The organism is Janthinobacterium sp. DSP2-3-3 (assembly GCF_049897325.1).
Taxonomy (GTDB): domain Bacteria; phylum Pseudomonadota; class Gammaproteobacteria; order Burkholderiales; family Burkholderiaceae_D; genus Janthinobacterium.
Genome location: NZ_JAFCWA010000004.1, coordinates 153703 through 164821 on the forward strand (window position 1 = coordinate 153703; position 11119 = coordinate 164821).

An 11119-nucleotide genomic window follows, 5' to 3' on the forward strand; every position below is an offset into this window, starting at 1 on the left:
CGGCGCTGGCTATGCTGGCGACTTACTATTGACCTGCACGGAGTTTGCCATGGAACACGCTTACCTGACTGACGATGAACGCTGGGATGCCCTGCAGCGGCGCGCCCCCGACGCCGACGGCGTTTTTTATTACTCGGTGCGCACGACGGGCGTGTATTGCCGCCCTTCCTGTGCGGCGCGTACCGCCCTGCGCCGCAACGTGGCCTTCCACGCCAGTTGCGAGCAGGCGGAAGCGGCCGGTTTTCGCCCCTGCCTGCGCTGCAAGCCCAATCAGCCGCCGCTGGCCCAGCGCCAGGCGGCCATCGTGGCCGATATCTGCCGCCTGATCGACGCCAGCGACGAGATGCTAGAGCTGGACAGCCTTGCTAGGGCCGCCGGCATGAGCCGCTTTCACTTTCACCGCGTCTTCAAGGCGCACACCGGCATCACGCCAAAAGCCTATGCGGCGGCGCGGCGCGGCGAGCGCCTGAAGGCCGGCTTGCAGGGCGCGGCAAATGTCACCGAGACCTTGTACGCGGCCGGTTTCAATTCCAGCGGCCGCCTGTACGCCGCCACGTCGGGCTTGCTGGGCATGACGCCGGGCGCGTTTCGCGCTGGCGGCAGCGGCACCGTGATCCGTTTCGCCATCGGCGCCTGTTCGCTGGGCGCCATCCTGGTGGCCAGCACGGACAAGGGCATTTGCGCGATTTTGATCGATGACGACCCGGAAGTGCTGCTGCGCGACTTGCAGGACCGTTTTCCGCAAGCCGAACTGCGTGGCGCGGAAGCTGAATACGAACAGACGGTGGCGCAGGTGGTGGGCCTGGTCGAGGCGCCGGGCCTGGGCCTCGACTTGCCGCTCGACGTGCGCGGCACCGTGTTCCAGCAGCGCGTATGGCAAGCCTTGCGCGAGATTCCTGCCGGCAGCACCGTCAGCTATGCCGAGCTGGCGCGGCGCATCGGTGCCCCGCAAGGCGCGCGCGCCGTGGCGGGCGCCTGCGCGGCGAACGCGCTGGCCGTTGCCATCCCCTGCCACAGGGTGGTGCGCAACGATGGCGCGCTGTCCGGTTACCGCTGGGGCGTGGAGCGCAAGCAGGCGTTGTTGGAACGCGAGGGCGAACGATGAGTGCGCTGGACTGGCGCCAGATCGAGGATGAGCTGAATCAATACGGTTGCGCCTTCGTGCCGGGCTTGCTGAGTGCGGATGCCTGCGCGGCGCTGGCGGCGCAGTATGACGACGCGTCGCGTTTTCGCAGCAAGGTGGTGATGCAGCGCCATGGTTTTGGCCAGGGCGAGTACCAGTATTGGGCCTATCCTCTGCCGGAGCCGGTCGCCGAGCTGCGCGCTGCCTTGTATCCGCCGCTGGCGGCCATCGCCAACCGCTGGCACGCCAGCCTGGGTCTGGAGACGCGCTTTCCGTCCAGTCACGCCGATTTCCTGGCGCGCTGCCATGCCGCCGGGCAAACCCGGCCCACGCCCCTGCTGCTGCGCTACCGCGAAGGCGATTACAACTGCCTGCACCAGGATCTGTATGGCAAGCACGTGTTTCCGCTGCAACTGGCCGTACTGCTGTCGCGCCCGCAAGACGATTTCACGGGTGGCGAATTCGTGCTGACGGAGCAGCGCCCGCGCATGCAGTCGCGCCTGGAAGTCGTGCCGCTGGCGCAGGGCGATGCCGTCCTCTTTCCCGTCGCGCAGCGCCCCGTCAACGGCACGCGCGGCAGTTACCGCGTGAACATGCGCCACGGCGTGTCGCGCCTGCGCTCGGGCTTGCGCCACACCCTGGGCATCATTTTCCATGATGCGAGTTGAACTGTAGCTGCGGCGCTTGAGTTTCCAGGATTACATGGCATGATGGCTGCTCCTTGTCACTCTTTCATTTCTGCCATGTCCGCGTTGCTCCGCCTGTTGTGCCTGTTGACCATTTTCCTGTTGCCCGCAGCCCCTGCGGACGATGGCATGCCTGCGCTCGTTGCGGAGGCCGCATCCGTCGTGGCGCCGTCGCAGCTTGCTGCGGTCAGGACGGCGCCGCTGATGTTTGCCAACCGTAAGGTATTCGTCTTCCGCGCCGCGCTGGCCGGCTATCCGCCCGATGAACGGGCCATCGGCGCGCAGCGCCGCCTGGAAAGCGTGCTGGCGAAAAACGGACGCATGCAGACGAGCACGCGCATGATTCCCGAAGGCACGCAAGTGCTGCTCGACGGCGTGCAGCTGTTCGTCGTCGTGCCTGGCGACGTCAACCAGCTGGCCGGCGACACGACGGAAAGCGTGGCCAAGGTGGCGGCCGAGGAATTGAGCAAGGCATTGCTGGATTACCGCGAACAGGGTAGCTGGCGCTACCTGTCGATCGCCGCTGCTGTGTGCGCGGCCGCCACCCTCGTGTTCTGGCTGGTGTGGATGGGCTTGACGCGACTGTATCACTGGGCCAAGCGCCGCAGCGGCATCCTGCTGGCCTCGCGCCTGCGCGACGTGCGCTTGAAAAACGTACGCGTGCTCGATGCCGAGCACTACATCGCCTTCGCCTACCAATTGCTGAGCGCCGTGCTGTGGGGCTTGCGCCTGATGGCTACCTATTTGTGGGCCGCCTTCGTGCTGGGCCGCCTGCCCTACACGCGTGCCTGGGGCGAAAGCCTGAGCGGCTACCTGTTCGACGTGGCGGCCGACGTCTTCCACGCCATCATCGGCGCCTTGCCGGGGCTGGTGCTGGTGTGCGTGATCTTCGCCATCGCGCGCCTGATCGCCGCCACGGCCGCCTCGCTGTTCAAGCGCGTGGAAAGCGGAGAATTGCAGATCGGCTGGCTCGACAAGGACACGGCTCTGCCCACGCGCCGCATCGCCAGCGTGGTGATCTGGCTGTTCGCGCTGGCCATGGCGTATCCTTATCTGCCCGGCTCGCATACTGCCGCCTTCCAGGGCCTGTCCGTGCTGGTGGGCCTGATGGTGTCGATCGGCGCGTCGAGCATCGTCGGCCAGGGCGCGAGCGGCCTGATCCTGATGTACACGCGCGCCCTGCGCAAGGGCGAATACGTGCGCGTGGGCGATAGCGAAGGCACGGTGGTCGACGTGGGCATGTTCGAGACGCGCTTGCGCACGGGCCTGGGCGAAGAGATAGCCTTGCCAAACGCGTGGGTGATGTCGCAAACGACGAAGAACTATTCGCGCGCCCAGCCCGGCGGCGGCTTCGTGCTCGACTCCACCGTCACCATCGGCTACGCCACGCCGTGGCGGCAAGTGCACGCCATGCTGGAACTGGCCGCGTCGCGCACGACGGAACTGTCCACCACGCCGAAACCGTACGTGATGCAACTGGCGCTGCAAGATTACTACGTGCAATACCGCTTGGTCGCCTACGCCAGCGCCGAAGTCCCCCGCCAGCGCGCCGAAGTACTGAATCGCTTGCACCAGAACATCATCGACGTCTTCAACGAATTCGACGTGCAGATTACTTCGCCGCACTACATTGATGACCCGAAAGAGTCGCACGTGGTGCCGCCCGGTGAATGGTTCAGGGCGCCGGCGCAGCGGGGGGAGGAAGAAAAGTAAGCTCGGGCTGTTTTGGCAAACAAGGCCTGGTGTGTCGGACTAGGGGCGCGATGGGTGGGGTGGGCAGATTTCAGTGCGCCACTCCTGCATATCACTGTTGATAGCAATGATTTTTTGCTGACCTGCCGGGTCGTTGGTCAGGCAAAATTTTCCTCTATAACCACGAGTCGAATCGGAGGGATCATCCGGTCTGCCATTCAAAAAGACGCTGTACATCCTGTCTGTTTTCAGCATCGTCGCAGCAGTCGATTCGGCTCCTGTCGGTACTTGTCCATACAAATAGCAGGTTTTTGCATGCATGGGGAGGGTCGTCGCTCCAGGGAGAATGAAAGACCAGACCTCTACAGGCGGTTTTATGGATATATCGTAAACCATGAGTGCGCCAAGCATCGGCGTTCCATTCCGTCGTTCCTCTCTGTTTGAGATGGTGAAGCATGGCATACCTTTGAATGAGGTAATTTCGGCTTCAGCCATGCGGGACACCGGGTACGCATCACGGTGTGTCAAACAGAGGCTCATGATCAATGTCATTTCCAGGAAGATTGGTCTTGCTTTTTCTATTGTTAAGAAATGCATCGATCACCTCTTCGTAGAGAGTCAGGGAGTTTCGGTACTCTTTTTGATTCATAGCTTTTGGTGTTTTCAAATACTGTAGTCCGAAATAATCTGCCAGTAAATTGCCCTGTGCCTGCATGTTGAAGTCAGATAGTTTTTTCCCTTGCTTTAAAAAATACGTGTAACTCAATCCGAAACGGATAGCTCCACGCAATGCAACCGGATAGCCCAATTGATACTGCCAGACATGGACCATTTCATGCATGAACCAGTTTTTGTCTATTGGCTGAGCTATGGAAAAATCCTCCCGATACTCCGACTCATGAAAATAAATATCCCCATCCGGCGTCATGGCCACATCCTTCGGCTGCAAACCAAACCATAGATACGGCTCCCCATGCACCTTGACCTTGCCGTAGTCGATCGCATCCTGGAACAGCATCCACGCCATGTCGATCTCGCCCCTGGTCAGCGGGCGAACCTTGTCTTTCACTTTGACCTGCTTGACGGACGAACCGACGTCTTTGTCGGTCGTCTTGATGCCATCGAGCTGGACGACCTTGGCGGCAGGCGCAGCGTGTTTTGGCGCGGCGGCGCAGCATGGCGATTTATCCGCGTGCGGCAGGAACTCGGTCTGGGTGATTTGCGCCTCCCGCTTGCTGGCCAAGCGCCCCGTGCGCCCCTTTGCATCCGTCGTCCCCGTCCACGTTACGCCATTGCTCAAGGTGCCGGTAATCGGCGTGCGCCAGCGGTACGTTGGCGGGCGAGACGAATTCCAGCTGCTCGTCGTAGCCGCAGCACCAGCATTCGTCGGGCTGGCCGGCCAGGCGGTGCAGTTCGCAGCCACTTTTCGCGTCGCGCAGGGTGGCGCCCAGCACGGGCTGGCCGTCGGCGCTGAAGGTGACGATCATGCTGTCGAAGCGCGCGCCCAGGCTTTTCTTCTGGTGCGCCACGAGCTTGAAGAACACGTCGCAAGCGGTGGTGCTGATGACATGGTGCCTGGCCATGGATACTCCGCGTTAAAACGCCAGCGTAGGTCAGTGGCGGCGGGGAAGTATTGACTGGGCGCAAGGCATGCGGGCTTTGACCATTTTGCCAATTTCTATACACTCGTCTTTTCATTCATTGACTTAAAAGACCTGGAGATGGAAATGCCGACCCTGCCAATGCGCCGCACCCTGCTTGTTCTCGCCTGTATGGGCACTCTCGGCCAGGTCCACGCCGACACCGTCATCGACAACGCCAACGGCTACACGCTCAACGCGGCTGGCAAGGTGGTGCGCTTTACTGCGCTGGCGTTTGACGACTCTGGCAAGCTGCTCGCCGTCGGCAGCGCCGCGCAGGTGAAACGCAAGGCGGCCAAGGGCGCCACCTATGTCGATGTGCAGGGAAAAACCGTGTTGCCGGGGCTGATCGACGCGCATGGCCACGTGTTCGGCCTGGGGACGATTGCCAGCGGCGTGATGCTGTACGGTTCTGCATCGCTGCAGGCTGCCGTGCAGGCCGTGGGCGACTTCGCCCGTGCGCACCCCGAGCGCAGCTGGGTGATCGGCAATGGCTGGAACCAGGAAATCTGGAAACTGGGCCGCTTTCCCACGGCCGCAGAACTCGATGCTGCTGAAAGCGCACGGCCCGTGTGGCTGCGCAGGGTCGATGGCCACGCTGGCTGGGCCAACAGCCGCGCGCTGGCGCTGGCCGGCATCACGCGCGCCACACAAGACCCCGCAGGCGGCAAGATCGAACGGGATGCGGATGGCAATGCCACCGGCGTACTGGTCGATAACGCCATGGACTTGATGGATGCCGTGCTGCCAAAACCCGGCGACGTGGAAAATCGCGCCGCCCTCGATGGTGCGCTGGCGCAGCTGTCGCAAGTGGGCCTGACCAGTGTGCACGATGCTGGCATCGGCCAGATGCAGGACCGATTGTTCCGCGACTATGCGGACCATGGCAAGCTGACGGTGCGCGTGTACGGCATGATTGCCGACACGACGGAAGATTTCGACGCGCTGTCGAAAAATGGTCCTCTCAACAGCTACGCGCGCGACATGTACGCCTTGCGTGCCGTCAAACTGCTGTCCGACGGCGCCCTGGGCAGCCGTGGCGCGGCCCTGCTGGCTCCCTACAGCGACGATCCATCTACCAGTGGCCTGCTGTTCTACCCGGACGCCGCCATGCGCGCGAAAATGGAAAAGGCCATGCACGCCGGCTACCAAGTGAACGTGCATGCCATCGGCGACGCAGGCAACCATCAAATCCTCGACGGCTACCAGGCCTTGATCGGGCAGTACCGCAGCGTGGGCCTGCGCCACCGCATGGAGCATGCGCAGGTGGTGCAGCTGTCCGATATTTTCCGCTTCAAGACCCTGGGCATCGTGCCGTCGATGCAGCCCACGCACGCCACGTCCGATCAGAACATGGCGGAGCAGCGCGTGGGCCACGAGCGCATCAAGGGCGCGTATGCGTGGCGCACCTTCCTCAAGCAAGGTTCGCGCATCGCCTGCGGTTCGGACTTCCCCATCGAGTCGCCGAACCCGTTCGAGGGCATCCACGCGGCCGTCACGCGGCAGAACAGCGAAGGATTCCCGGCCGGTGGCTGGTATCCGCAGCAAGCCATGACGGTGACGCAAGCGCTGCGCTGCTTCACGCTCGACGCGGCTTGGGCGGCGCACCAGGAAAATGCCATCGGCACGCTGGAAGCGGGCAAATGGGCGGACTTCATCGTCGTTGACCAGGACCTGTTCAAGGTGGAACCAAAGGCCATCGGCAAGACGCAAGTGCTGCAGACGTGGGTGGCGGGCCGGCGCGTGTTTCAGAAAAAATAAGGATTTGACGCCAGCAAAAACCTGTTGACTTGGTTGTATAGACAACCTATGCTGGGAGTACAAGGGCGGGCCAGGTATCGGGCCAGGTACGCCCGCTCGCACCCTACGAGGAGACAGCATGAACAGCACAATGGACACCGATCCACGCTTTGATGCCAGCCGTACCATCCGCGCCCCGCGTGGCACGGTGATGGCTTGCAAGAGTTGGCAGGCCGAGGCGGCCTACCGCATGTTGCAAAACAACCTGGACCCGGAAGTGGCGGAAAATCCGCAGCACCTGGTGGTCTACGGCGGTATCGGCCGCGCGGCCCGCAACTGGGCCTGTTTCGACCAAATCCTCGCCTCGCTGCGCGAGCTGGAAGACGACCAGACTCTGTTGATCCAGTCCGGCAAGCCGGTGGGCGTCTTCCAGACCCACGCGGACGCGCCGCGCGTGCTGATTGCGAACTCCAACCTGGTGCCGAAATGGGCCAACTGGGAACACTTCAACGAACTCGATCGCCAAGGCCTGTTCATGTACGGCCAGATGACGGCCGGCAGCTGGATTTACATCGGCACGCAGGGCATCGTGCAGGGCACGTATGAAACCTTCGCCGAAGCGGGCCGCCAGCATTTTGGCGGCGACTGGGGCGGGCGCTGGATTCTGACGGCGGGCCTGGGCGGCATGGGCGGCGCGCAGCCGCTGGCCGCCACCATGGCGGGCGCCGTCTCGCTCAATATTGAATGCCAGCAAAGCAGCATCGACTTCCGTTTGCGCACGCGCTACCTGGACAAGCAGGCGGCCAGCCTGGACGAAGCTTTGGCACTGGTCAAATACCATACGGAGCGCAAGGACGCCATTTCCATTGGCTTGCTGGGCAACGCGGCCGAAGTGCTGCCGGAACTGGTGCGCCGCGCGAAAGCGGGCGGCCTGGTGCCGGACCTGGTGACGGACCAGACTTCCGCGCATGACCTGGTGAACGGCTATCTGCCGCGCGGCTGGAGTGTGTCGGACTGGAAGGCGTCGCAGCAGGACCCGCAGCGCCACGCGCGCCTGACGGTGGCCGCCGCCGATTCCTGCGCCGCCCACGTACAAGCCATGCTCGATTTCCACGCCATGGGCGTGCACACTGTCGATTACGGCAACAACATCCGCCAGGTGGCGTTCGACCAGGGCGTACAGAACGCCTTCGACTTCCCCGGCTTCGTGCCCGCCTATATCCGCCCGCAATTTTGCGAAGGACGGGGCCCGTTCCGCTGGGTGGCCTTGTCGGGCGACCCGGAAGATATCTATAAGACGGATGCGAAGATCAAGGAACTGTTCCCGCACCATAAGCAGGTACACCACTGGCTGGACATGGCGCGCGAGCGCATCGCCTTCCAGGGCCTGCCAGCGCGCATTTGCTGGCTGGGACTGGGCGAGCGCCACATCGCCGGCCTGGCCTTCAACGAGATGGTGCGCACGGGCGAGCTGAAGGCGCCCATCGTCATCGGCCGCGACCACCTCGATACTGGTTCCGTGGCCAGCCCGAACCGCGAGACGGAGAGCATGAAGGATGGCACGGACGCCGTTTCCGACTGGCCGCTGCTGAACGCCATGCTGAATACGGCCGGCGGCGCCACCTGGGTGTCGCTGCACCATGGCGGCGGCGTGGGAATGGGGTATTCTCAGCATGCGGGCATGGTCATCGTGGCCGACGGCACGGCAAGCGCGGCGAAACGCCTGGCCAGGGTGCTGGTCAACGACAGCGGTTCGGGCGTGATGCGCCATGCCGATGCCGGCTACGAAACAGCGGCCGCCTGCGCCAAGCGCAACGGCTTGATTCTTCCCATGCTTCCTTGAGACCTTGACTCGAATGACTATGACACAGCACTCCAAAAACTGGACGTTAAAACCTGGCGCGATGACCCTGACCGACCTGCGCGCCGTCTGGGCCGCGCCCGTGAAACTGATCCTCGCCGCCGAGGCGTATCCCGTCATCGAGGCGTCGGCCGCCGCCGTGCAAGCCATCGTCGCCAAGGGCGATGCGGCCTACGGCATCAACACGGGCTTCGGCCTGCTCGCCAAGACGCGCATCCCCGATGAAAAGCTGGAACAGTTGCAGCGCAACCTGATCCTGTCGCATTCCGTCGGCACGGGCGAGTTGCTGTCGGACGCCGTCGTGCGCCTGATCATGCTGATGAAGATCGGCAGCCTGGCGCGCGGCTTTTCCGGCGTGCGCGCGTTGATCGTCGATACCCTGATCGCCCTGTACAACGCGGGCATCATGCCGGCCATTCCCGCCAAGGGTTCCGTCGGCGCCTCGGGCGACCTGGCGCCCCTGTCGCACATGACCCTGGCCATGCTGGGCGTGGGCGACGTGCGCGTCAACGGCAAATTGATGCCGGCCCCCGAGGCGCTGGCGCAGGCGGGTATTGCGCCCGTCGTGCTGGCGGCAAAAGAGGGTCTGGCGCTGATCAACGGCACGCAAGTGTCGAACGCGCTGACGCTGCATGGCTTGTTCATGGCCGAGCGCCTGCTGGAAGCGGCCATGGTCACGGGCGCGCTGTCGCTCGATGCGGCCAAGGGCAGCGATGCGCCGTTCGATGCGCGCGTGCACGCCGTGCGCGGACAGCCGGGGCAAATCCTGGCCGCGCAGATGTACCGCCAGTTGGTGGCGCACAGCGCCATTCGCGCCTCGCACCTGGAAGGCGACGAGCGCGTGCAAGACCCGTACAGCCTGCGCTGCCAGCCGCAAGTCATGGGCGCTTGCCTCGACTTGATCGGCAATGTGGGCCGCACCCTGCTGATCGAAGCCAATGCCGTCACCGACAATCCGCTGATCTTCCAGGATGGCCCCGACGGGCAGGCGGAAATCGTCTCGGGCGGCAATTTCCATGCGGAACCGGTGGCCTTTGCGGCCGATACCCTGGCGCTGGCGATTGCCGAAATCGGCGCGCTGGCCGAGCGCCGCATCGCGCTGCTGATCGACGCCACCCTGTCCGGCTTGCCGCCGTTCCTGGTGCGCGACCCGGGCGTCAATTCCGGTTTCATGATCGCCCACGTGACGGCTGCCGCGCTGGCGTCGGAAAACAAGTCGCTCGCGCATCCGGCCAGCGTCGACAGCCTGCCGACCTCCGCCAACCAGGAAGACCACGTGAGCATGGCCACGTTTGCCGGGCGCCGGCTGGACGACATGGCGCACAACACGGCCGTCATCGTCGGCATCGAGTTGCTGGCCGCCGCGCAGGGCATCGATTTCCACCGCCCGCTGAAAACCTCGCCGCACCTGGAACACGTGCATCACCAGTTGCGTCAAAAGGTGCCGTTCTTCGACGCCGACCGCTTCTTCGCGCCGGACATCGAGGCGGCCAAGCAAATGGTCTTGCGCGGCGAGTTGAGCAGCACGTGCAAGAATTTGTTCGCTCCGCTGTACGCTTGAGCGGGCGCAAGGAGACAAGCATGGATTTTCGCTTTAACGAAGGCAGCATCCCGCTGCTGGTGTCGATGCCCCACGTGGGCACCGACATACCGGACGATATCGCCGCGCGCATGACGCCGCAGGCCCTGATCAAGGCCGATACGGATTGGCATTTGCGCGAGCTGTATGGCTTTTTGCAAGAGATGGATGCATCCGTGCTGTCGGCGCGCTGGTCGCGCTACACCATCGACTTAAACCGCCCGCAGGAAGACACGAATCTGTATCCGGGCCAGGATACGACGGGCTTGCTGCCTAACGATACCTTCCACCGCGAGCCGCTGTACCTGGCCGGCAAGGAACCCGATGTGGCTGATGTACAGCACCGGCTGCAGCGCTACTGGGCGCCGTACCACCGGCAGCTGCGCGCGGAACTGGAGCGGCTGCTGCGCGTGCATGGCGCCGTGGTGCTGTGGGATGCCCATTCCATCGCCTCGCACGTGCCGCGCTTCTTTGACGGCAAGCTGCCCGACCTGAATTTCGGCACGGCCGATGGCGCCAGCTGTGATAGTGGCCTGACCTCCGCCGTGGTCGATATCGCGCGCGCACAGGAGCAATTTACGGTCGCCCTGAATGGCCGCTTCAAGGGCGGCCACATCACCCGCCATTACGGCCAGCCGGCAGGCCGCGTGCATGCGATCCAGCTGGAGATGTGTCAATGCGTGTACATGGATGAAGCGATGCCGTTCGGCTACCGGCCCGACTTGGCGGCGCGGGTGCAGCCGCCGCTGCGCCAGATGATGGAAGCGGCCGTGGCGTGGGTGGCGCGTTGAGCGGCTG

At 63.7% G+C, this 11119-nt stretch carries 10 protein-coding genes; 7 read left to right on the forward strand and 3 right to left on the reverse strand.

Going from position 1 to position 11119, the window contains the following annotated elements:
• Positions 1 to 49 precede the first annotated feature (49 nt).
• From ada to ACP7DE_RS09705, 3 genes are all read left to right on the forward strand, one after another.
• Complete coding sequence (gene ada / locus ACP7DE_RS09695; RefSeq protein ID WP_426071905.1) at positions 50 to 1105, forward strand: bifunctional DNA-binding transcriptional regulator/O6-methylguanine-DNA methyltransferase Ada; 1056 nt, start codon at positions 50 to 52, stop codon at positions 1103 to 1105.
• Positions 1102 to 1791 carry a 2OG-Fe(II) oxygenase gene (locus ACP7DE_RS09700; RefSeq protein WP_426071906.1) on the forward strand — a complete coding sequence of 230 codons (690 nt, stop codon included), beginning with the start codon at positions 1102 to 1104 and terminating at the stop codon, positions 1789 to 1791. The genes ada and ACP7DE_RS09700 overlap by 4 nt, the downstream gene beginning before the upstream one ends.
• Positions 1792 to 1866: 75 nt before the next feature.
• Complete coding sequence (locus ACP7DE_RS09705; RefSeq protein ID WP_426071907.1) at positions 1867 to 3522, forward strand: mechanosensitive ion channel family protein; 1656 nt, start codon at positions 1867 to 1869, stop codon at positions 3520 to 3522.
• 39 nt (positions 3523 to 3561) lie between these two features.
• Here ACP7DE_RS09705 and ACP7DE_RS09710 read toward each other — a convergent pair whose 3' ends face one another.
• Genes ACP7DE_RS09710 through ACP7DE_RS09720 form a run of 3 tightly spaced genes read right to left on the reverse strand, consistent with a single transcriptional unit; the run spans position 3562 to position 5084 of the window.
• Positions 3562 to 3996: a hypothetical protein gene (locus tag ACP7DE_RS09710; RefSeq protein WP_426071908.1), complete on the reverse strand. Its 435-nt coding sequence runs from the start codon at positions 3994 to 3996 to the stop codon at positions 3562 to 3564.
• A 19-nt stretch (positions 3997 to 4015) separates the two neighbouring features.
• A complete protein-coding gene (locus ACP7DE_RS09715) occupies positions 4016 to 4744 on the reverse strand; it encodes a Rhs element Vgr protein (protein WP_426071909.1) in 729 nt (242 codons plus the stop codon).
• Positions 4686 to 5084 (reverse strand): hypothetical protein, encoded by a 399-nt coding sequence (locus ACP7DE_RS09720; protein WP_426071910.1) that lies wholly within the window; start codon positions 5082 to 5084, stop codon positions 4686 to 4688. Before ACP7DE_RS09720 ends, ACP7DE_RS09715 begins: the two co-directional genes overlap by 59 nt.
• A 144-nt stretch (positions 5085 to 5228) precedes the next feature.
• On the opposite strand from ACP7DE_RS09720, the gene ACP7DE_RS09725 reads away from it, so the two are divergent.
• The 4 genes from ACP7DE_RS09725 to hutG all read left to right on the forward strand — a co-directional run bounded on the left by ACP7DE_RS09725 (position 5229) and on the right by hutG (position 11112).
• Entirely contained in the window at positions 5229 to 6902 is a 1674-nt protein-coding gene (locus ACP7DE_RS09725; protein WP_426071911.1) for an amidohydrolase, read from the forward strand.
• Positions 6903 to 7020: 118 nt separating this feature from the next.
• Positions 7021 to 8724: a urocanate hydratase gene (hutU, locus tag ACP7DE_RS09730; RefSeq protein ID WP_426071912.1), complete on the forward strand. Its 1704-nt coding sequence runs from the start codon at positions 7021 to 7023 to the stop codon at positions 8722 to 8724.
• Between the two features lie 19 nt (positions 8725 to 8743).
• Positions 8744 to 10303 (forward strand): histidine ammonia-lyase, encoded by a 1560-nt coding sequence (gene hutH / locus ACP7DE_RS09735; RefSeq protein WP_426071913.1) that lies wholly within the window; start codon positions 8744 to 8746, stop codon positions 10301 to 10303.
• 20 nt (positions 10304 to 10323) lie between these two features.
• Complete coding sequence (gene hutG / locus ACP7DE_RS09740) at positions 10324 to 11112, forward strand: N-formylglutamate deformylase (RefSeq protein WP_426071914.1); 789 nt, start codon at positions 10324 to 10326, stop codon at positions 11110 to 11112.
• Positions 11113 to 11119 lie beyond the last annotated feature (7 nt).